General features: G+C 30.6%; 24 protein-coding genes. 14 read left to right on the plus strand and 10 right to left on the minus strand.

Going from position 1 to position 22644, the window contains the following annotated elements; translation table 11 throughout:
* The first annotated feature begins 7 nt into the window (after positions 1 to 7).
* Together BTO06_RS16185 and BTO06_RS16190 are read left to right on the plus strand one after the other, a co-directional pair.
* Entirely contained in the window at positions 8 to 2125 is a 2118-nt protein-coding gene (locus tag BTO06_RS16185; protein WP_100926292.1) for a M13 family metallopeptidase, read from the plus strand.
* A 64-nt stretch (positions 2126 to 2189) separates the two neighbouring features.
* Positions 2190 to 3122, plus strand: coding sequence for an ABC transporter ATP-binding protein (locus BTO06_RS16190; RefSeq protein ID WP_100926293.1), 933 nt, complete (start codon positions 2190 to 2192; stop codon positions 3120 to 3122).
* Here BTO06_RS16190 and BTO06_RS16195 read toward each other — a convergent pair.
* Together BTO06_RS16195 and BTO06_RS16200 are read right to left on the minus strand one after the other, a co-directional pair.
* Entirely contained in the window at positions 3106 to 3555 is a 450-nt protein-coding gene (locus BTO06_RS16195; protein WP_100926294.1) for a GreA/GreB family elongation factor, read from the minus strand. The genes BTO06_RS16190 and BTO06_RS16195 overlap by 17 nt on opposite strands.
* Complete coding sequence (locus BTO06_RS16200) at positions 3552 to 4661, minus strand: NAD(P)/FAD-dependent oxidoreductase (RefSeq protein WP_100926295.1); 1110 nt, start codon at positions 4659 to 4661, stop codon at positions 3552 to 3554. Before BTO06_RS16200 ends, BTO06_RS16195 begins: the two co-directional genes overlap by 4 nt.
* Before the next feature lie 79 nt (positions 4662 to 4740).
* Between BTO06_RS16200 and BTO06_RS16205 the strand changes: the two genes are divergently transcribed.
* The 6 genes from BTO06_RS16205 to BTO06_RS16230 all read left to right on the plus strand — a co-directional run bounded on the left by BTO06_RS16205 (position 4741) and on the right by BTO06_RS16230 (position 10435).
* Positions 4741 to 5217, plus strand: coding sequence for a hypothetical protein (locus BTO06_RS16205; RefSeq protein ID WP_157811899.1), 477 nt, complete (start codon positions 4741 to 4743; stop codon positions 5215 to 5217).
* Positions 5218 to 5317: 100 nt separating this feature from the next.
* Positions 5318 to 6238, plus strand: coding sequence for a hypothetical protein (locus BTO06_RS16210; RefSeq protein ID WP_100926297.1), 921 nt, complete (start codon positions 5318 to 5320; stop codon positions 6236 to 6238).
* A 288-nt stretch (positions 6239 to 6526) separates the two neighbouring features.
* The gene (locus BTO06_RS16215) at positions 6527 to 7399 is read left to right on the plus strand and encodes an Abi family protein (protein ID WP_100926298.1); all 873 of its coding nucleotides are present in this window, start codon (positions 6527 to 6529) and stop codon (positions 7397 to 7399) included.
* A gap of 277 nt (positions 7400 to 7676) precedes the next feature.
* Complete coding sequence (locus tag BTO06_RS16220) at positions 7677 to 8435, plus strand: SDR family NAD(P)-dependent oxidoreductase (protein ID WP_100926299.1); 759 nt, start codon at positions 7677 to 7679, stop codon at positions 8433 to 8435.
* The gene (locus BTO06_RS16225) at positions 8425 to 9294 is read left to right on the plus strand and encodes an aldo/keto reductase (protein ID WP_232731480.1); all 870 of its coding nucleotides are present in this window, start codon (positions 8425 to 8427) and stop codon (positions 9292 to 9294) included. The genes BTO06_RS16220 and BTO06_RS16225 overlap by 11 nt, the downstream gene beginning before the upstream one ends.
* A 1-nt stretch (position 9295) precedes the next feature.
* Positions 9296 to 10435 carry an ATP-binding protein gene (locus tag BTO06_RS16230; protein WP_100926300.1) on the plus strand — a complete coding sequence of 380 codons (1140 nt, stop codon included), beginning with the start codon at positions 9296 to 9298 and terminating at the stop codon, positions 10433 to 10435.
* Here the strand turns inward: BTO06_RS16230 and BTO06_RS16235 are convergent.
* Both BTO06_RS16235 and BTO06_RS16240 read right to left on the minus strand, forming a co-directional pair.
* A complete protein-coding gene (locus BTO06_RS16235) occupies positions 10432 to 11058 on the minus strand; it encodes a DUF6973 domain-containing protein (protein WP_100926301.1) in 627 nt (208 codons plus the stop codon). The genes BTO06_RS16230 and BTO06_RS16235 overlap by 4 nt on opposite strands.
* Positions 11059 to 11137: 79 nt before the next feature.
* Positions 11138 to 12862 (minus strand): T9SS type A sorting domain-containing protein, encoded by a 1725-nt coding sequence (locus BTO06_RS16240; protein ID WP_100926302.1) that lies wholly within the window; start codon positions 12860 to 12862, stop codon positions 11138 to 11140.
* Positions 12863 to 13074: 212 nt separating this feature from the next.
* Between BTO06_RS16240 and BTO06_RS16245 the strand changes: the two genes are divergently transcribed.
* Both BTO06_RS16245 and BTO06_RS16250 read left to right on the plus strand, forming a co-directional pair.
* Positions 13075 to 13770, plus strand: a complete 696-nt coding sequence (locus BTO06_RS16245; RefSeq protein ID WP_100926303.1) for a response regulator transcription factor — start codon at positions 13075 to 13077, stop codon at positions 13768 to 13770.
* 60 nt (positions 13771 to 13830) lie between these two features.
* Positions 13831 to 14874, plus strand: coding sequence for a sensor histidine kinase (locus BTO06_RS16250; RefSeq protein WP_100926304.1), 1044 nt, complete (start codon positions 13831 to 13833; stop codon positions 14872 to 14874).
* Here BTO06_RS16250 and BTO06_RS16255 read toward each other — a convergent pair.
* Entirely contained in the window at positions 14857 to 16248 is a 1392-nt protein-coding gene (locus tag BTO06_RS16255) for an exonuclease domain-containing protein (RefSeq protein ID WP_100926305.1), read from the minus strand. The two genes, BTO06_RS16250 and BTO06_RS16255, sit on opposite strands and share 18 nt — an antisense overlap.
* A 63-nt stretch (positions 16249 to 16311) precedes the next feature.
* Entirely contained in the window at positions 16312 to 16728 is a 417-nt protein-coding gene (locus BTO06_RS16260) for a hypothetical protein (RefSeq protein WP_157811900.1), read from the minus strand.
* Between the two features lie 32 nt (positions 16729 to 16760).
* Here BTO06_RS16260 and BTO06_RS16265 point away from each other — a divergent pair, with 32 nt between their 5' ends.
* The 4 genes from BTO06_RS16265 to BTO06_RS16285 all read left to right on the plus strand — a co-directional run bounded on the left by BTO06_RS16265 (position 16761) and on the right by BTO06_RS16285 (position 19372).
* Positions 16761 to 17126 carry a JAB domain-containing protein gene (locus tag BTO06_RS16265; protein ID WP_157811901.1) on the plus strand — a complete coding sequence of 122 codons (366 nt, stop codon included), beginning with the start codon at positions 16761 to 16763 and terminating at the stop codon, positions 17124 to 17126.
* 24 nt (positions 17127 to 17150) lie between these two features.
* The gene (locus BTO06_RS16270) at positions 17151 to 17948 is read left to right on the plus strand and encodes a DNA adenine methylase (RefSeq protein WP_100926308.1); all 798 of its coding nucleotides are present in this window, start codon (positions 17151 to 17153) and stop codon (positions 17946 to 17948) included.
* A 29-nt stretch (positions 17949 to 17977) separates the two neighbouring features.
* Positions 17978 to 18445 (plus strand): hypothetical protein, encoded by a 468-nt coding sequence (locus BTO06_RS16275; protein WP_100926309.1) that lies wholly within the window; start codon positions 17978 to 17980, stop codon positions 18443 to 18445.
* A 393-nt stretch (positions 18446 to 18838) separates the two neighbouring features.
* Entirely contained in the window at positions 18839 to 19372 is a 534-nt protein-coding gene (locus tag BTO06_RS16285; RefSeq protein ID WP_100926311.1) for a hypothetical protein, read from the plus strand.
* Here BTO06_RS16285 and BTO06_RS16290 read toward each other — a convergent pair whose 3' ends face one another.
* The 4 genes from BTO06_RS16290 to BTO06_RS16305 form a co-directional block, all read right to left on the minus strand.
* The gene (locus BTO06_RS16290; protein WP_100926312.1) at positions 19373 to 20167 is read right to left on the minus strand and encodes a toxin-antitoxin system YwqK family antitoxin; all 795 of its coding nucleotides are present in this window, start codon (positions 20165 to 20167) and stop codon (positions 19373 to 19375) included. It lies immediately after the preceding gene.
* A gap of 5 nt (positions 20168 to 20172) precedes the next feature.
* Complete coding sequence (locus tag BTO06_RS16295; RefSeq protein WP_100926313.1) at positions 20173 to 21123, minus strand: RHS repeat domain-containing protein; 951 nt, start codon at positions 21121 to 21123, stop codon at positions 20173 to 20175.
* Positions 21124 to 22058: 935 nt separating this feature from the next.
* The gene (locus BTO06_RS16300; RefSeq protein ID WP_100926314.1) at positions 22059 to 22349 is read right to left on the minus strand and encodes a type II toxin-antitoxin system RelE/ParE family toxin; all 291 of its coding nucleotides are present in this window, start codon (positions 22347 to 22349) and stop codon (positions 22059 to 22061) included.
* Positions 22350 to 22643, minus strand: a complete 294-nt coding sequence (locus BTO06_RS16305) for an addiction module protein (RefSeq protein WP_232731481.1) — start codon at positions 22641 to 22643, stop codon at positions 22350 to 22352.
* Position 22644 lies beyond the last annotated feature (1 nt).

Below are 22644 nucleotides of genomic sequence, written 5' to 3' on the forward strand. Positions count from 1 at the left end.
ATTCAACATGATCACACTTAAAAAAGTTCTAATTTGTAGTGCTGTTGCCTCAGTTGCTATGATGGCCTGTAAAACAGAAAAAGCAGAAACTGCTGAAAAAATCCCTGGGATTGTTTTAGAGAATATGGATACTTCAGTAAAGCCATCAGATGATTTCTTTAGATATGTTAACGGAAGTTGGTTAGACAAAACTGAAATTCCTGCGGACAGAACAAGATGGGGAGGGTTTGGAGAGCTACGTAAAAAAACTGACGCTGACGTATTAGTAATCTTAAATGAAGCTATCGAACAAGGTAACTTCCCAAAGATTAAAGATACACAAGGAAATGAAATTGATAGCGATCAGCAAAAAGCAGTAAATTATTACGAAAGTATTATGGACACTGTTACTCGTAATCAACAAGGTATTGCTCCGTTAAAACCTTATTTAGCGAAGATTGATGAAATTAAAACTAAAAAAGATGTAGAAGATTACATCACGAACATGGCTCCATATGGTGGCGGTGCTTTCTATGGTTTTGGTGTTTTCAATGATTTAAAAGATAGTAAAACAAATGCTGGATACTTAGGTGCTGGTGGTTTGGGATTATCAAGAGATTACTATGTTGATCAAGACGATGATACTAAAGAAAAATTAAAAAAATACGAGGCTTTTGTAGCTAAAATGTTCCAAAAACTTGGAGATGATGAAGCTACCGCTACAAAGAATGCTGCTACTGTAGTTGCTTTCGAGCGTAGTTTGGCAGAACCAATGATGACTAAGGAAGACAGACGTGATACAAGAAAAATGTACAATCCAATGTCTGTTGAAGAATTACAAGCTTTAGTTCCTGCAATTGATTGGAATGCTCACTTAACTGGTATTGGTGTTTTAAATACTGAAAAAACAGAAAATGTAGGTAAAGTATTAGAAAAGGTCATTGTTACTGACCCTAACTACTTCAAAGCTTTCAATACAATTTTCACAGAGTGTCCTGTTGCAGACATGAAAACACTTTTACGTTGGAATGCCATCAACGGAGCTGCTGGATCTTTATCTACAGATTTAGAAAAAGCTAATTGGGAGTTTTATAGTAGAGATTTACGTGGTGCAAAAGCACAACGACCAAGAACTGAAAGAGCATTAGCTTCTGTAAATGGTTCAATAGGTGAGGCACTTGGTAAATTATATGTAGACAAAAAATTCCCGCCTGAAGCGAAGCAAAAAGCTAAGGAGATGATTGATAATGTAATGTTAGGTTTTGAAAAGCGAATCAAAGGGTTATCATGGATGAGTGATTCTACAAAGCAAAAAGCACTAGAAAAATTAAACCGATTAACTGTAAAAATAGCTTACCCAGACGAGTGGAAAGATTATTCAGCTTTACAGGTTAAAGGAATAAAAGAAGGCGGAAGCTATTTTGAAAATGCGATTAACGTTTCTAAATGGAACTACGAAAAAGATATTGCAAAATTAGGTAAGCCTGTTGATCGATCTGAATGGGGAATGTCTCCTCAAACTGTAAATGCTTACTTTAATCCAGTAAACAATGAAATCGTATTCCCTGCTGCAATTTTACAACCTCCATTCTATAATTACCAAGCTGATGAAGCAGTGAACTATGGTGGAATTGGTGCTGTAATCGGACATGAAATTTCTCACTGTTTTGATGATTCTGGAGCTCGTTTTGACGCTGACGGAAACTTAAATAACTGGTGGACTGATGAAGATTTAGCGAAGTTTACTACTGAAGGAAAAGCATTAATTGGTCAGTACGATGCATTAGTTGCTATTGATGATGTTCACGTAAATGGAACTTTTACTTTGGGAGAAAATATTGGTGATTTAGGTGGTGTAAATGCTGCTTATGAAGGATTACAAATCTTCTTAGAGAAAAATGGTCGTCCAGGAGAAATCGATGGTTTCACTCCTGAGCAACGTTTCTTCCTTTCTTGGGGAACAATTTGGAGAACTAAAGCACGTCCAGAGGCAATTAAAAATCAGATTAAAACAGATCCTCACTCTCCAGGAAACTTTAGAGCATACGTGCCTTTAAAAAATGTTGATGCTTTCTACCAAGCTTTTGATATTAAAGAAGGTGATAAAATGTATTTAAAACCAGAAGATAGAGTTAAAATCTGGTAATATATTTCAACAATATTTTAAAATAGCCGATACGAAAGTGTCGGTTATTTTTATTTTTGCATCTATGCTAAAAGTAAACAACATTTCTTTTTTTTATACTAAGAATAAACCTACACTTAATAATATAAGTCTTTCGTTAAAACCAGGAGAACATTTAAGTATTATGGGAGAAAGTGGCTGTGGTAAATCAACTTTATTAAAAGTAATTTATGGATTACTCGATGTTGATAAAGGCACATTGTTCTGGAAAGATCATCAAATTTTAGGTCCAGAATATCATTTAGTTCCAGGGATGGATTTCTTCAAATATGTTCCTCAACACTTCGATTTAATGCCCTTTACTACTGTAGCAGAAAATATTTCAAAGTATTTATCTCGTTTTTTTCCTGAGGAAGCAAAACAAAGGACTCAAGAGCTTTTAGAAGTTATTGAAATGGAAGAATTTGCTAATCTAAAAGTAAAAACATTAAGTGGTGGACAACAACAACGAGTTGCCATAGCAAGAGCTTTAGCAAAAGAGCCTGAATTACTTTTACTGGATGAACCTTTCAGTCAAATAGACAATTTCAAGAAAAATTCATTAAGAAGAAAATTATTTCAATACCTAAAAGATAAAAATATTGCCTGTATTGTTGCTACTCACGATGGAAGCGATGCCTTATCATTTTCGGACCAACTAATCGTTATAAAAGACCATTCAATTCTTGCACAAGGAAGGCCGAATGAGCTTTATCAATTTCCTCCAAATATTTATGTAGCAGCACTTTTTGATGATGTTAACGAAATCAATATTAATGGCGAACCGAAGTTAGTTTATCCTCATCAAATTTCTGTCACGGACAACGCCCAAGTGAAAGCAACAGTGAAGAAGAATTATTTCAAGGGAAATTACTGGTTAATTGAAGTTATTTCAGATGAAAAACAACTATTTTTATCTAATTCAATCCCGCTAACTATCGATTCAGAGATTGCCATATCTTTTAATTTACCTGTGTAATTTTTATTTGTTGCCCATTAAATTCCACAATATCATTCACTCTCTTTCCTAACAATAATTTACCAATAGGTGAAGAACTAGAAATTACAAAATACATTTCATTTTCAACAGCAACAGCTCCAATACTAATGCTTAAATAATAGGATGCTTTATTGGTGTGTACCAAACTTCCTAAACGAATTACCTCTGAAACATCCTCTGTACTAATTCGATGCAGTACTTCTTTCATTTGTTGAACAACTGCTATTTGCTGACTTGCCTTCTCCATTTCTAACTGTAACATTGCTCTTCCTGTTTCATGTTTATCTCCTGCAGAGCTTTTAGTTTCTGAAAACAACGCTTTTTTATTCGAAGTCATAATTTCACGAATTGTTCGTTCGCGTTTTTCAACATATAACTTACATTCGTTAAAAAGTTGTTTTTTTATTTTCATAAAAGTTCTGCTAATTCTTTACCTACCAAACTTCCAATTGCAACTCCCATTCCTCCTAATCGAACTCCGCAGAAAACATTATCTGAAATTGGTTTTACAATACTTTTCTTTTGATTTCCAACACCCATAATTCCGCTCCATCTATGTTCAATTTCAAAATTTGAATTTGGTAAAATTGTCGTTCTTAATAATTCTTCTAGCTTATTTTGAACTATTTCAGTTAATGAAAAATCGGTTGTTTCTTCTGCTTTAAAATCTAAATTTCTTCCACCACCAAATAGAATTCTATTATCAATATTTCTGAAATAATAATAACCTTTATCTAAATGAAAAGTTCCTTTAATAGGTAAATTATCGATGCGCTTAGTTATTAACACCTGAGCTCTTGCCGGTTTAACCTCTTCACTTATCAAATGTTTTGAAAATCCGTTAGTAGTTATTAATAATTTATTCGTTGTAAAAGTAGCTTCATCTGTTTCTATAGTAACATGATTACCTTCGTCTTCGAAATTTAAAACTGTTATGTTATTCAAAATTGAGACACCAATTTCTTGACATTTCTTTACTAAATGAAACATCATTTTTCCAGTATCAATTTGACCTTCAAAGTTATTTACAATGTAATTTTCCTCTATATTTTTAAAGTTGTAAATATTATTACATTCCGAAAAAACATCTTCTTTAAAGATTGATGACAAAAGTTTATTAATCTCATCTTTTCTTAACAAACATTCATGATACAAATCTTTATCATCAAACAATTCGTATCCATTATTCTGTTGAAAATCTATTTTATCATCTCCTAAATTCTGACGTAAAAATTGTAAACCTTCCCATCTTCTTTTAACTAAACTTATAACTTCTTCTTCAGAATGAGAATTCAAATCGTCTATTAACTCTGATAAACTTCCAAAACAAGCAAAACCTGCATTTTTAGTACTCGCTCCTTGAGGTAATGTTCCTTTTTCTAATACTAAAACTTTAGCATTTGGATGGTTCTTTTTCAAGTTTAAAGCGCAATTCAACCCAACAATTCCGCTTCCTACAATGGTAAAATCAACTTGTTGAAACCATTGCTTAATTTCCCAATAACTTAATTGATTCATAAACTAAAACTATAAAATTCGTTTCATATAAATTTGTACTTTGGTATAAAACTTGAAACTCTTTAGAAAAACACCTTGTATGAAATTATTAAAACTTCTTTCTATTCCGTTAATACTTTTGATACTCACCAAGTGTGCAAGTTATAAATTGGAAAACAAAACACCGTTTAAGATTATTTCTGCGACATCAAATGCGAGAGTTGGAGGAATGCCCGGTTCTCCTGGAGGCACTCAAGTTAAAATAATTTATACTTCTGAAAATAAAATTCAATTTGATAGTATTTACTTTCAAGGAAAAAAAGTTAAAGCCAGTAATTTTGATTCAGGGAATCAAAAAATAGTTTCTGCAAATATTTACCATAGTGCAGTAAAAAAAGATATTGAAATGAACGGCGATGCTAAAAAAGAATATGGAAATACTCTTACTGCAAGCAAAATCACCATTCCATTTAAACTAAAAGAAGATGAACTCGTTATCAGTTATATTATAAAAAATAAAACAAAATACTATAAAGTGAGACCAGTTAAAAAAGGAGAAACAATTTTTATGCAATAAACAGTATAAAATAATACTTCAAAGTCGCTTTAATAGCGACTTTGTTTTTTTTGGCATGCATTTTGACATAGACTTTTCATAACTATAAAAACTTATACTTATGAAAGCAATAAAATTACTTTTCGCACTTTTTTTATCCGTCTCAATCACATCATGTGTTGTTGTAAATGATGATCCATTAGATGATGATTTTATCTCTTTAGAAGAAGTTGTAGGAGGATATGATTTATGGTATGTTGATTTTCATAGAACAATAGGAACTTCTGAAGTACCTTATTTATCAAGAGCATTTACCGTATCATTTTTTAACGGTGATTTATATGCCAATAATAATATTGTAGATATTGGTAAAACTGGAAACGGTTTAGGTATTCTAGTAGGAAGTTATAGAACTTATAATGATGGTGTTATAGAAACTCGTCATAATTTAGATGGCAACTATAGTTTCGAAGTTATTCAAATTTCAGCTAATGAAATAAGATTAAATGATTTACAAAGTAATGTGAGTTATTTATTAGTTGGTTATCAAAGAAATAACTTTGATTACGATATGTTATTCTATGATAATATAGAATACTTTTTACAAGAGTATGTAGCTTGGGAAAGAACAAGCACTGCAAATGGAACACCAAACCCTTTTGATAGTGAGCATTTCTTACAGTTTACTCCTGAAAACGTTACCACTTTTTATTCATCTAATGATTCGTTTGGCACAGATATTGATTTAATCAACTGGGACTATATAGGGAGTTATCGAATAGATGATATCATTGATTATAATGACTTGAAGTTTTTAACACTTTATTATGAAGGTGGTGATACTGAAGAATTTGAATTAAGCGTTATTAATGATGGAACAATAGAGTTATTTCATTTAAGTAGTAATACAACATACGTTTTCGAAGGTAGAGGCTTCATCCAATATTTAAAAGGAGAAGGAAAAATTAAGAAACCAGCTGTAAGGAACAGTGGAAGAAAACGTATTAAAATAGAAAGAAAAAAAATAAATAGAAGAGTTTAAAAATAAAGTTTGGTTAGTTGATTTTTGGTTGGTTTTTTATGAAAAACCAACTCAAGAAACCGCCTCATTAAAGGGCGGTTTTCTATTTTTTATAACATAGGGTTTACATAAAAAGTATATGATTTATTGACAATTTATTTCTTCTTGTTTAAAAATAAAGTTTCGCATTATAGATCAATTAATTAATTTTACACTAGACTTCAACGCATGTGTTAAATTATTGCTGTGATTTCCTAAAATTAATAATTAGATATCTGAAAGTATGAAGTTCCTACTAAATATAAACTTATGGGTATAATTGCTACTAATTTTAATGAACAAATAGAGCTTTTGAAGAGTCGAGGAATGGAATTAGATTATTCAGAAGAAAAAGTAAAAGAGTTTCTTTTGGATATTGGTTATTATCGTCTAGGATTTTATTGGAATCCGTTTGAAATTGATAATAAACATAATTTTCAAAAAGGAACTAAATTCTCGGATATTATTAAATTGTATTATTTAGATGTAGATTTAAGAAATTTATTATCCAGATATATTAATAGGATCGAGATAAACTTCAGAGCTAAAATTATTTATTATGTATCAAATAAATTTAAAGGTTCACCAACTTGGTTTTTTGATCCTGCAATAATGATGGCTTCTTTTGTTTCTCAACCCGAAAAGTATTATAATTCTAAGTTTATTAGTAATAATAAACCAATTAAAATGCATCACAGAAAGTATATAAATGATAAGTATGCACCAGCATGGAAAACTCTTGAATTTTTCACTTTTGGTACTATACTAACAATATATCAAAACATTAAAGATGAAGGAATAAAAGGAAGAATATCAAATGTTTATGGAGTTAGGGATGTTAAAAAATTCATCAATCTGATGTCAAACACATTGTTAATTAGAAACTTATGTGCTCATGGTGATATAATGTTTGACTTCAGGGCTCCAAAAGGATTATCAGTAATACCCGATATTACATTTAATAAAGGAGATAGAAATTCATTAGATGCAAGTATTAAAGTTATTTTATATTTTCTAGGTAAAATTTCTATTAATAGGCAAAACGATTTAGGAAAAGAACTACAAGTTCTATTTGATAAGTTTAACAAAAATGAAAACCTTAAAAAAATCATAAAAGAGAAGATAAATTATCTCGATATCTAAGTATTATTTTTAGATATCTAAAAAAAGTTGTACTTTTGCATAGTAATTAACATGATTACAATAGTGCACTACTATTCAACTTTGCTTTAGTCTCTGCACTTTAAAATATTAAAAACAAAACCTAGACTTGCTCTAGGTTTTTATGTTTTACATCATCTATTTTTTATAGATACCTATTTCAATTTATAATTATCTTCCTGAAAATCCTGATTCGACAAATAGTTTTTTTTATCAATTAGGTCAATTTCTATACCTTTATAAAAAACTAAAATTAAACATGTCTTTAACCGCTTTTATTACAGGAGCTACCTCAGGAATAGGGAAAGCTACCGCTTATTTATTTGCTCAGCATAAAATACGATTAGTGTTATGCGGTCGTAGAGAGAAAAAACTTCAAGAAATTAAAAATGAACTTTCTCAGCTCACAGAAGTACATACTTTACAATTTGATGTGCGATTTAAAGAAGAAGTTTTTTTAGCTATTGAAAAATTACCTGAAGATTTTAATAATATTGATATTCTTATTAATAATGCAGGAAATGCTCATGGATTAGCAACGATTCAAGATGGAAATATTGATGATTGGGACGCCATGATTGATGGTAACGTTAAAGGTTTACTTTACGTTTCAAAAGCCATTATTCCTGGTATGATTAAAAAAAATAATGGGTTTATAGTAAATATTGGTTCTATTGCAGGAAAAGAGGTGTATGCTAATGGAAATGTATATTGCGCATCAAAGTTTGCTGTAAACGCTTTAAACAAAGGAATGCGTTTAGATTTAAACCAATATAATATTCGTGTTAGTGCCATTCATCCTGGATTGGTGGAAACCGAATTTTCAGATGTTCGTTTTAAAGGAGATACTGATAGAGCAAAAAAAGTATATCAAGGATATGAAGCTTTACAACCGGAAGATATCGCGGATATTATTCATTTCGTAGTAACACGACCTTATCATGTGAATATTGAAGATTTAATTGTTTACCCTACAGCACAAGCAAGTGCTACTTTACTTAAGAAAAGTGAAAACTAAACTTTCAGATATAATTATTGGTTGTATGTCATGGGGAATTTGGGGAAAAGATTATTCTTCCAAGGAAATGCATGAGTTAATTAACTCATGTATAGAACAAGACAATACAACTTTTGACCACGCAGATATTTATGGTGGTTATACCACGGAAGAAGCTTTTGGAAAAGCTCTTATACAAAGTGGCGTTAAACGTGAACAAATTCAATTAATTTCAAAATGTGGAATTCAGTATATAACTGAAAACAGACCCAACCGAATTAAACATTATGATTACTCTAAAGAATATATTATTTGGAGCGTTGAACAGTCTTTAAAAAATTTACAAACTGACTATTTAGATGTTTTATTGCTTCACAGGCCTAGTCCATTAATGCAAGCAGATGAGATTTCAGAAGCAATTTCTCAATTACAAAAACAAGGGAAAATAATTGACTTTGGTGTATCGAACTTTTTACCAAGCCAAATGGAATTAATTCAAAAAGAAATTTCAATAACCTGTAATCAGTTTGAATTTTCTTTAGTTCAAAATACAGCAATTGATAACGCTACTTTAGACTATGTTTTAAGAAACAATATCACAGCTATGAGTTGGAGTCCACTTGGAGGATTCTTTTCACTTGAAAACGAACAAGCCTCTAGAATAAAAGAAGTGCTTCAACCGATGTTAAAAAAATATAATGCCACAGAAGATCAATTATTATTAGCTTGGATTTTAAAACATCCTGCCAATGTAATTCCAGTAGTTGGAACTTCAAATATAGAACGTATAAAAATTGCTAATGCTGCTAAAGAAATTCAACTAGATTTACAAGATTGGTTTATTCTTTATGAAGCTAGCAGAGGACATAAAGTAGCTTAAAATGGTTAACAAACGCTTACTTATTAAAAATCTTCTTTCTCATAATGATGAAAATAGTTTTTATGATAAGAAGCAAAGATTAACTCTAAATACTAAGGAAGGAAAGGCTAAATTTATAAAACATGTTTGTGCTTTATCAAATTCAAATCCTGACAATAACTCTTACATATTAATAGGAATTAGAGATGAAGACAATAAAATAATGGGAGTTGATTTTTTTGATGACAGTAAGATTCAAAATTTAGTAAATGCCTATTTGGTTCATCCTCCAAAAATTCAATACGAAAACATTCCTTTTCCTGGTTTACCTAGATATAAAGTTATAGGGTTGGTGACCATTTATCCTAATGAGAAAGTTTCACACTTGTCAAAATCTGCCTGGAAATATCCAAAGAAAACCATTTTCTACAGACGAGGAAGTAATTCGGTTCCTGTAAACGAAAACTTTGAAGTAAAAAACACCAATAGTAATGTTGTTAATGCGATAGAGAAAAACGCTAGTAATAATATTCAGTTGACCTTAGATGGTGTTTTTGATTTTTTAAATAGACATAAAGAAGAATACAAACCTCAATATAAAGTTTTTAAAGAGCAGTTTGTTTTATGTTGGGCAGGAAAGAAAACTATCATTAATAATCGGGAATTTTATTCTAGGGTCGATATTGAGTTGATTAATGAACAAGTACAATTGTTTTACTCCGCATTAGATGAAGTTCAAATTAAAATAAATGAACATTCCTTCATTATTGTTGAGTATATATCGTTAGGCTTAGAAAAGAAGGAAGCTCGTTATCCTCTTGAAAAAACAATCATTCATTTTAAAAATAATGGAAAGCTTGAGATTATAAAAAAGTTTTTATTTCAACCTCCTATTTTTGATGAGAACATCATCAAGCATATTTACGAAAGTAGTAATGCTATAATTTCTAATATTGAAAACAATATTCCACTATCAGTTACTGAACATGAAGATGTTTCAAGACTTCCTAATAATTATTTGATTTGTTATTTAAACGGATATTTAGATGCAAAAGAACAGCTAGAAAAGGCTAAAAGCTACATTAGAAGTTTAGAAGATAAAACTACTTATATAAAATATAAAGATGTTGTTAGGGTTTTAAGAAAGGTAAAATATCATTAATTTCTTATGTAACTAGAATTCACCAAACACTTATTATTTTTCCATTTTCCAATTAACGATTTTGAACTGATTACTTTTCCTTCACAGGTTAAGAATTGTCCACTTATATTCTTTTTAATCACTTTCATTTTTCCATCAAGAATTGCATTAATTATGCGATAAATTAAACCGTTCTTGGGAGTTTTATTTCCTTTTCGTGTAAGTGAAATGCCTACTTCATTATTGAACAAATCCATTTCTGAAGAAATCTTATCTGGAACAATACCATCTTCTAACTTTCTATTTTTATACATCAAATAATTCTCTTTTTCATGAGCTTTACCTAATGATCTTGACGAGGAAGCTCCTATTTCCTCAGTCAATCTTGCCATCCAATAAGCATGACGAAAAGCGTCTACTTGACCACCCACATGATCTCCATCGAGAAGCTTACAATTTTTAATACTATCACTAATACCATTTACCTCTACAGAAATTAAGTAAGCCTTTTGGGCTTTAAATGGGTGTAAAACAACCCACCATTTCTTAGGAGAAGACAGTTTTTTAAACTGCGAAAAGTTTGACTGCGATACACAACTTACCGAAGCAATAAAAAAATAAAATAGGGTAGAAGCGAATTTCATATTTACTTTAGTTTGTTGTAAAAATAAAAAAAGAGCCTTTATTTCAATAAAGGCTCTTTTGAATTTATATAATATAAAATTACTTTATAATTAACTTTTTTGAAGCCATTCTTCCGTTTTCTAAAACCTTTAAAATATAGATACCAGCATTTAATGAAGCTACATCAATATCGTTATTAGTTCCATTTACTTTCGTACTATAAACTTCTTTTCCTAAAACATTAAATATTTGAACTGTTTTAGTTGTGAATGAAGCCGATGAAAGTTTGAAAGTTTTAGACTCAACCGGGTTTGGATAAACCGCAAAACCTTCAATATTACTCTTATTTAATCCAAGAACAATTCCTGATAAATCAATTGCTACGATTTGGTTTGTTGTACCACTTGAATTAGTGAAACTTGCTCCTAAAGCAGTAATATCAACCGTTCCAGATGGAATTGTTGTTCCAATGTAATCCGCTTCAGAAAAGTTTGTTCTAAAAGTAGATGTTGTACCTCCACTCATAATCTCATAACTAGTACTAGATGCAAAAGTACCACCAGCATCTGTAAAAGATACATTTTGAACTGTAATTAACTCTGATTCATAATTTACAGCATTCGCCTCAAAATCAGCTAATGAAACTACCTCTGGTGTAATAGTATTTCCTGTCGAAGAAGCTGCACCTGGATCTGAACTAGGTACAAACTGTAATACTCCTCCAAATGATCCTAATCTACCCTTTAATCCAGAAATTCCGTCGTATGTGTTATAAGCAGTTGTGATTGTTCCTACAGTATCATCAATTAAAATACCTGCTGAAGCATCTTGAATATATTTTTGATTTCTAGAACTTCTTGCATAAGTTAAAATTACTTCACCAGTCAATTCATAATAGTCTCCTTCTGTACCTGCTCTTAAAGCAGCTAAGTTTGCAACTTGTGTAAAAGAAGCAATTGTAAAGTTCACTGTTGCAGTAATTGCTGGACTTAAAGATGCTCCTGAATTATCAACTAACTCAACAGTTACAGCATAGCTCCCAGGAGTTAATGAAGTTAAAGCAATATCAGCAGTATCAAACTTGTCAACAGCAGAACCTGAGTTTACTATATACTTAATGTATCCATCTCCAGTACCTCCTGGAGCAACATTAAAGTTTCCTACTGAAATAGAAATATTTACTTCTGTAGTTCCCGGAGCTAAGCTTGAATTATCTGAAGGTGAAGTTATACTTAACGAGGCTTCGCTTGATGTATTATTTTCTGCTCTAAAAGTTGGAGCCAGTACTTGATATGTACCGTCCGAATGTCTCTGGATAGATTCGGTATCTTTACTTCCATTTAGATTCTCATCATACTGAACGGTTTTATTGAACCCTGTTAATAATCCATTATCATTACTGTCAGATGTACCATATACTATAACGTCAACAAGGTTAGTCAATGTTATGTCTGTATCATTTGGGAAATCAGTATCATTCGCTTGGTAAACTGCTACAGCATCTGCACCATTTTGAACAGCATTACTAGCTCCCATATCAATATCACTTCCTGTTGCTAAATTTGTAGTTGCAAGTATAAAAAAACCATTTGCATCCGTTGTTTTACCATCTAAATCATAGGAACTATAACTACGATCATCACTACCATTAAAAAGGACAACTACATAACCATCTAAAGATGTGTTTGGAGTCCACTTTAGTTCTATAAATTCAGAAACATCTGTTCCTGTTTGATCTGCGTCAATTTCATTGATTACTATCTGCCCAAAAGAAAGGTGGCTAACTAATACAAGTAAAAAGCTTAAAAAGTAATTTTTTCTCATGTTTTCATTTAATTTAAAAAAAGTTCTCAAAATTAGGAAATTATTAACCTTTACCTAACTTTTTGTGGATTAATTTAACGTTAAGTCTCTCTTTTTAAAATTGATTCGAAAAATATTTATTAATATTAAATCAACATTAAGTTAAACTGCCTTTAACTGTTTTTGTTATTAAATCGTTACTTTTGGTTTGATTTTAAATCAAATTTAAACCTATGAATACTAACGATATCAAGATTTTATTAGTTGATGATGAACCAGATATTTTAGAAATTGTTGGATACAATCTAAGATCAGAAGGTTATCAGGTTTTTACCGCAACTAACGGAGCAGAAGGTGTAAAAATTGCTCGCAAAATTTCTCCACATTTAATCTTGTTAGATATTATGATGCCAGAAATGGACGGCATTGAAGCTTGTGAAAAAATAAGAAACATTAAACCTTTAGAAAACGTAATCATTTCTTTCTTAACTGCAAGAGGTGAAGATTATTCTCAAGTAGCTGGTTTTGATGCTGGTGCAGATGATTATATTACAAAACCGATAAAACCAAAAGTTTTAGTTAGTAAAGTGAAATCACTTTTACGTCGATTAAAAACAGATACGGTTTCAGAAGCTACCACAAAAATTGGAGACATTCTTATTAATAGAGACGAATATGTAGTGTTTAAAGGAGAAGAAAAAATCACATTACCAAGAAAAGAATTTGAACTATTCTCTTTATTAACTTCTAAACCTGGTAAAGTATTTAAACGAGAAACAATTTTAGATAGTGTTTGGGGGAATGAAGTAGTTGTTGGTGGTAGAACTATTGATGTTCACATCAGAAAACTAAGAGAAAAAATAGGTGATCATTACTTTAAAACAGTTAAAGGGGTGGGGTACAAATTCGTTCTGGAAACTGATAAATAAATTTATTTAAACTAGAAAAAACATACAAAAATGCCCCTAATCGGGCATTTCTTTATTTTTATGAAAAGACTAAAAAAAACATACAATTACGCCCTTATATCTGCATTATATCTTACTATAATTTCTGTTTTAATTGCCGTTTTTTCATACCTCTATTTCTACAAATCTCTAGGGTTAATTTCTATTATGATATTCGGAATTATCCTTTTCGTTTTTTCGTTTTTTGTTATCCAATACAGAGCAGAACACTTTATTTACCAGAGAGTTAAAAAACTATACAAAGATATTTCAATTTTAGATGTTGAAGACTTAGAACGCGATAAAGTAACTACAGATATTGAAGCTTTCACAAAAACGGTACAAGATTATGTAGAAGATAAAAAGGAAGAAATTGCAAACCTCACCGAAAGAGATTCTTTTCGTAGAGACTTTTTAGGTAATGTTGCTCACGAACTTAAAACTCCACTTTTTACCGTGCAAGGTTATATTTTAACTTTAATTGAAGGAGCAGCAGATGATAAAGTAATTCGTGATAAATATTTAGAACGCGCCAATAAAGGTGTTGAACGTTTGACTTCAATCGTGAAAGACTTGGATATGATTGCCAAACTTGAAACCGACGGAATGAAAATGAAAATTGAACCTTTTAATATTTTGGAGCTTATTCAAACGGTTTTTGATTTGTTTGAAATGAAGGCTAAAAAGAAGAACATTAAATTAATTTTTGATAGACTTTACGAGTTTCCAATTTTCGTAAAAGGTGACGTAGAACGTATTGAACAAGTACTTATTAATCTGGTTGTAAATTCTATTAAATATGGAAAGCCAGGTGGAATTACCACGGCTTCTGTTGAGGTTTATAATGAAACTAAGTTCGTTATTAAAATTATTGATAATGGAGAAGGAATAAAACAAGAACATATTCCTCGTTTGTTCGAACGTTTCTATCGTGTAGATCAAAGTAGATCAAGAGAACAAGGTGGTTCTGGTTTAGGCTTATCAATTGTTAAACACATTATTGAAGCACATAACGAAACTATTTTGCTTAAAAGTAATTTCGGTGAAGGTTCTGAATTTTCTTTTACCCTAGAAAAGGCTACCTAAAGCTTTGTGTTCTATTGGTAGAATTGACGCTGGATTCTTTTTTACGTGAGCATTTATAATTCTCCTAATATCCTGATTGTCTTTTTGAGGTTTTAATCTTTCAAAATACACTTCAGAAGTACTATTATTTTGTTGATTCTTGTCAATGTATCCATAACCTTCATACACACCATTTATTACCAAGGCGTAACTTAATTCATCTGAGGTTTTCCCTTGCTCCGTAATCACAAAATTATCAGTTTTAAAAGTAATAGAATCAATAGCCTGCATCACTCTTTTGTTATACTCTTCTATTGCTTCTTCTTCTCTACAAACTCCTTTACATTCTTTTATTTGGTAATGAAAACAGCTATTTACGTTCGTTTGTAAATGACAATATTTCGGACATAATTGAAACTCTTTACACAAATTCTCAACAAAACTTCGAGCTTGAGAAACTGTGTAAAACCTCATAATTGGCTGACTAATCATTTTTACGTTGTTCCAAGCCAAATGCATCACTCCTTTTCTATCTTTATAACTAAACAAACCAAAGTTCGTTGTAGTTCTTCTTTGTGCTCTATTGAATTTAGGAAATAAACGTTTGATTTCAGCAGATTCTTCTAATAATGCAATTAACTCACTCCCAGTCTCTGTAAATGTAATATTAGCGGTTGCTAAACACATTTCTATTTCACGTTTCTTTTTATCGTGAAAATGACTTACAACACGTTGTTTAATATTGTTAGCTTTTCCAACATAAATTACCTCTTTGTCTTTATTCCAGAAATAATAAACACCATGTTTTTCTGATAAACTTTCGAAAACATTTTTGGGTAATAATGGTGGTAAGGTTGCTTCACGAGAACGTGGATTCAAAAACGAGTTGATAACTTCAAAATCATTCAATTCATCTATAGAAAGTAGTTTTTTGAACAATATAACCGTTGCTTCTGCGTCTCCTCTAGCACGGTGTCTTGCTTTTATTTCAATTCCTTCGGAAATACATAGTTTACCTAAACTATATGATCTTTTCCCTGGAAGTAATTTTCTTGATAATCGAACAGAACAAAGTTTCTTTCTTCTGTAAGTTAACCCTAACGATTTGAATTCTTTTCCTATGATTCCGTAGTCAAAATTAACATTATGAGCTACAAAAACACAATCTTCAGTAATTTGGTAAATTCGTTTCGCTACTTCTTCAAATTTCGGAGCATCTTTAACCATGAAATTATTAATTCCGGTTAATCTGGTAATGTATGGTGGAATAGAAGTTCCTGGATTTATTAGTGTTGTAAACTCGTCTACCACCTGTTCTCCATCAAAAATAAAAATACTGATTTCAGTAATTTTAACTCCACCGTCTGTTTCGATATCTACAATTGCGTACTTCACAGAAGTAAAAATACGATTAGATTTCGATTGTTTCTCTCAATTTTTAAAAGAAATATTTACAAACTAAATATACTCTTGAAGCTCGTTTAATAAATACCCAAAGACAGAAACATCAATTGGATTTGGATGAATTACAGTTGATAAATTTGCCTCACCATAAATATTTCCATCTTCATTTTTATGATAGAAATACACTGAATCTCCACCAGAAAAAGATGTGCTCGAAATAAAAAGTTCAGAATCAAGGTTAGTATAATCCTTATGATACACCTCTTTGTTAAAAGCTCTATCTAACGTAGTGTTTACATCGATAAATCTAGATTTTAAACGCTTTACATTATTTCTTTCATCAACACGAAGAAAATGTTCTTCATAACCCGATTCTTTTTTCTCGACTACCAAGTAGTAACTGTTGTCTTGAGAAAACAATAAATAAGTATTTGGTATTTGTTTATTGAAAATTACATTACTTACGTCCACCAATTGAAAAATTAGTTCATATAACTAGTGCTGTGGAAGCTGAGAATTATATTAGAAGACACATTAATACTCGAAGAATTGATCTAAAAGAATTCTTTTGGGTGATATTACTTTCTAATGCAAATCAAGCACTTGGTTTTGCTGAAATTGGTTCTGGAACTGATAAAGGAATACGAGTAAATATCAAAGAAATTTTCCAATTAGCTCTAGTAGCTAATGCATCAGCTATTATTATTTGTCACTCACATCCTTCAGGAAAGCTTGTTCCTTCAGCTGCTGACAAAATCATCACTGAGAAAATTAAAGAAATTGGACTTCTATTATCTGTTACACTTTTAGATCATCTAATTATTACCTCTGAATCCTTTTACTCTTTCAAAGAAGAAGGATTGTTATAAATCTTAACTAGCCTTATATCATCTATGCCGAAAACATCCATCACCTATTACGGTGGAAAGCTTAATATGTTACAGCATATCTTACCGCTTATTCCATCACACAGAATTTACACAGAAGCCTTTTTTGGTGGTGGTGCTGTTTTCTTTGCTAAAGAACCAGTAGAATCAGAAATCATTAATGATATCAATTGCCTTGCTATTACATTCTATGAAGTAGTAAAAACAGACTTTGAAAACTTAAAAGCTAAAATTGAAGCAACACTATTTTCAAGAGCTACGTATTCTGTTGCTCTTACCATTTATAGAAAACCACATTTGTTTAATAAATTACAACAAGCTTGGGCATTTTATATAGCAACCAATATGGGCTTCGCATGTCAATGTAATAGTTGGGGCTTCGATAAGTATGGAAAACGAGTCAAAGCGTTTCGAAATAAGAAAATCGCTTTTACTCCTGAAATAGCTGAGCGACTAGAGAACACACAAATTGAAAATAATGATGCTATAAAAGTAATCTTGAGTAGAGACACTAAAGAATCCTTTCATTATGTTGACCCGCCTTATGTAGGAGATACAGAAATTAATCAAGGACATTATAGTGGATATACGCTAAAAGACTTTACTAAGCTCTTAGATACACTTGTTACGCTTAAAGGAAAATTCTTACTCTCATCATATCCTTCAAGCATTTTAGATCGCTATATCAAGAAATACAATTTATACACCAAATCATTTAACAAACCACTCTCTGCTCAAAAAGCAGTTGCAGGAAAAAAACGAAGTCGTAAAACAGAAATTCTAGTTGCGAACTATCCTATTTAAAACAATTTACTCACTTAAAATTTAATATTATGAATAATTCTATTGTTGATATCCTTATTGAGAATATCAAAACTGATCAAGTATTACTTAAAGAAACTGAAGGTAAAATCGAACAAGCTAAAGAAGCTAAACGTATTGTAGTTGATAGACTAAAAGATTATCGAAGAGACATAACCGTAATGATAAAGTATGCAAATCCTGAGCAGAAAAAGAAAATTGAAGCATTAGGGTTTGATTTTTCTGAAAACAGTTCTGTATTAAATCAAGTAGCTACAATAGCGCTTGAAATTATTATGAATACCAAAGAACACAAACTTACCAATGAAACGCTATATAATGCTTACAGTAAAAAGGTTCAGAATAAAGATGAAATGGTAAACTACACTGAGTTTAATATCAAATGTCGTTCACTGTTTAACTCTCAAAAACTAATTAGAATCAAAGGAAAAGACCCTAAAAATTCAAGAGAGGATATTATTTCTTTGAATCAGAAATAATGTTACTTAACTTGTAAAGAACTCCGTTATCTAGGAGTTCTTTTTTATAAATTAAACTTTATATTTGTGTAAATTAAAAATGTAACTAAATTTTCTTTAAGGTTATTATTAGTTTTTTCTTTAATAAACCTTTCAGCTCAATTTTAAACGGAAAACTCAAAACCTAAAATTCAGTCTATTTTATAAAAGACTTAAAATAATCTTATCATGCTAGCTCTATTATTATTTTTAATCTCTTTTACTTCAATTTTTATAACTATAAAAGCCATTTACCAAATACTAACAAAGCCTTTTAAAGGCTCAAAAACTACTTGGGTTTTAATAGTCATGATTGCATTTGTTGGACCTATTTTATGGCTACTTAAAGGAAAAAAATTATTAAATTAATTTCAAATGAAAATTGATATTAAAAGAAATGGCAATGAATACGTTTTTTTAAAAAATGAAAAAAAACTTTATTATGCTATCTATTCTATAAGTTGGTTCAAAACAAAAAAAGAATTATTTAGTGATAAAAAGCAAAAAATAGCAGAAGTAATACCAAAAATAGGGCTAAATGGAGTTAAATATAAAATAACACTTAATAATTATAATTTAACATTAAAACTTAAAGGGAGTTTGTTAAAAAATTATTACGAAGCTTTTTATAAAAATGATATATATAAAATCATAAAACATAAAGGATATTATGTTTCAATATTTAAGAATAATATACAAATAGCGTATTACAAAACACATAAAACTACTTTCAATAATTCTGAAAAAACACAGTTAGTCTGTAATAGCGATACTGAGGAGACCTTATTAATAACATTCATCGTTGCTCTTGAATTAACCCATCAAGAGCACGATGAAGTTGGTAGTATTAATTTAGGTAATATAGCCTTAGAATACAAACCATTTAATAAAAAATGGAAACCTATTTGATTAGTTTACTTTTATTTCATTTGTTAAATCTCGAAGTAATCCTTCGCTTTTTAAAAAGGAATTGTTTTTTTCATTTAATGCTAAACCTGTAATTATATACGTTTTTTTCTTATTGAATATCCAAGTTGTAACTCCTCCCAAATTAACTCCTTTAATCGATCCAATATAAATTATTTCATGATATAAGTTATCTCCAACATGATAACTTCTTTCTTTAATTAACTTATAGTTTTGAAATTTTAGTTTTAGAGCATTAGTATTTTCTTGTAAATAATGTAATATCTTTTTCTGATCTGAATAAGGTGAATCTTTAGTAATTGTAACACTCGGGCAAAAAGCTAGTTGTTTAATACACTTTTTTCTAATAGATAATAAAACCTTTTTAGATTTAAAATTTTCTATAACTTCCCATTTTCTTGGAATACTAATTTCTAAATCTTTGTTATCTATAAAATACCTGAGATAATCAAAATCTTCTACATCTAAATTATAAATCAATTTACCTTTAAAAAAATGGTAGGCCGAAATGATTTTACCTCTTTTATCAAACTCTTTCCATAAACCATTTTTTTTATTATTTATTTTTACACCTGTTTTTGACGGTATTTGATTTCTATAATATTCAAAATATAATCCATGTTCTTTACCGTTTTTTAATTGTACTTTTTTCTTTATTTTTCCATCATCGTAAAATTCTTCCTTAATATTTGAATAATGAGAAACAACTTGCTTTTTATTTTGTGCATCCAAAATACTAATACTAAATAATAGGACAATACTTAAAACTTTTTTCATTTTTATTAAAGATTAAAACCTATTTTTAAATTTATACTAACTCCCAAAAACACTTGAGCTCCAACCCCTAAATCTAAACCATAAAACTTGCCTTTTTTACCTCCTTTTATGGAAGAAGAGGGTCCTTTTTTTGGAGCACTAACTGGCCCTTCAGCATTCTCAATTGATTCTGTTTCGATTAATGGATTAATAAAATATAAATTTCCAGACTCATCATAATTTGTAGTATTACCATCACCATCAGTTGTATAAGATACATTATAATCTCCACCTATTAAAGGCTTTTCAGTAGTACCAACAGTTAGCGAAGCACCATGACTTATATCAGCAGTACCTTCATCACCAATTAAATAAGCATCGTGTGCATCTAAATTCGTTACATCTGTCAAATCTACTTTAAAAGAGGCTAACTTAAAAGAAGCAACATTTAAGCTAGTATTTACCTTTGCAAGGCCACCAATTTTTGATTTTGCTCCTAACGCAACTCCTAAATTAATTGTACCTGATCCTTCTAAAACAAAATGTTCAGAAACCCAATCAAATGCATTAGAAACGATAGTCGAAACTTCATGTTTAACTTTTTCTACAGTTTTATTTACTTTTTCAATATTACTTTCGGTCTGGTCACACTCTACATCTGGGGGACAAGGAGACATACCATCAGGATCTATCCAAAAAACTGGATTGTCAAAACCATAATTATACGGTGAATGTCTACGCATTTCTTCAGCAAGAGGGTCAAGGTTCATCCAACGTCCAATAGCAGCATCATAATTACGAGCTGTAATATCTATCCAATCGAGTCCAAGTTCATCTTGGTGTTCTTTTCCTGTAAACCCATATTTCCCAGCCTTAGAGTTTCCTATTGAATTTACCGTGTTATTGTACCCTTTATGTTGTAGTCCAAAAGGATAGTAATTAACGCGTTTTTTTTCTCCGCATACCCTTTTTTTCAGCGGTTATCTACCTACAACAAAAAATTTTGAACGTCCCATAGCATTTGTCTTTTCCAGTTTCAAAGATAAAAAAAATTACGTTGGATATTTCCCAAGCTATTGTAACATAATGTGCAGTTATACTAGCATTCATTTGATTTCTGTACTATAACGCCACTATGTTAAATAGCCGGCTTCAGCCAGCGCACTTGGTAAGTCTTTGCATTACTTCGTAAAACCTTGGATTATACAACAAGTCATTTTAAATCATAACTTAAATCAACAGCTTCATCAGCCACTTTTAAGTTATGATGTAAAACGTTTTAAAAACTTGGTGTTTTGCTTGGAGTTATGCGGCGGATAATTCCAAGGTTTTAAAATGACTTGTTTTTCATTCAGATTTGTAAAAAGTTATAGTGCCTACAGCCAAGCTGCGTGCAACGCAAAACCAAGGCGAAGCTACAGCGAGCGCCGAACTTGACGGTGGTGTAGAATGACGACGAAGGATGAAGACACAACCGCCACAAGGTTTTTTAAATACTTACATCAATCGTTAAAAATCCATTTTAAAAACCGTAGTAGAGTGAGGCAAAAGCGGCGAGCCTAACGCAAGCAACGGTTATTTTTTTGTGGCGATATTTTTGGCTAAAAATAGTGACACTAAAAAAGAAGAGTAGTTGCGAGTGAACGGAACAGAAGTGGGGAGTTTTGAGTTTTTAAAACTTTAAAAACCAAAACATAGTTGGCGTGAAGAGAACACCTTATAACCGTTTTTACTAGAGTGTAAACGGAAGGAAAAAACATTAAACCCTGAGCAAAGCGAAGAACACTTGGTTATTATAAACCTTCTTCTTTTAAAATTCTTTCACATTCTAGCAAAATACTCTCATCATCACAATCTAATATTAACTGTATAAGTGCTAGTTTTCTTTTTATAAATTCACATTCTGTCATAATTATCTCTTTTTCTTATCTGGATTTTGCCAAGTATTAAATACAGAGTAAACGATTATTGTTTTCTTTGAAACTTCATAGATAATCAAAAATGGAAAACGTTTTATAAAAGCTTCTCGATACGGTTTTCTCTTTTTAGGAAAGTGTTTCGGATTGGAAGTAATTCTATCAAAGTAAAGTTCTAGGTGTTCTAAAAACTCTTCTCCCAAACCAGCTCTTTTTTCTGTATAATAAAGATAAGCTTCCATAATTTCTATGTTAGCTTCTTCTTTAACCTCTAAAGTGTATTTCATTTATTGAGCAGCGTTTCGTGCATTTTGTTTTACTTGTTCCCATGTAAAAGATTTACTTTCTCCTTTTAAATGAGCTTCTCTACGCTTATCTATGATTTGATATTGTTCCTTTGTTAAGGATAATTCTTGCTCGTCACTTTGATAACTTTCTGCTAGCGCTTTTATCATTTTTAAAAGTCTTACATCTGCCGTATTTATATATTCTCTAACTGTATTCCTTAAATCTATTGTTGCCATAGCTGCTACTGTTTTATGATACAAAGATAATTTAATGTTTTTATTGTTTATAATCATG

Origin of the sequence: Tenacibaculum sp. SZ-18, from assembly GCF_002813915.1 — a bacterium.
In the GTDB taxonomy this organism is placed as follows: Bacteria; Bacteroidota; Bacteroidia; order Flavobacteriales; family Flavobacteriaceae; genus Polaribacter.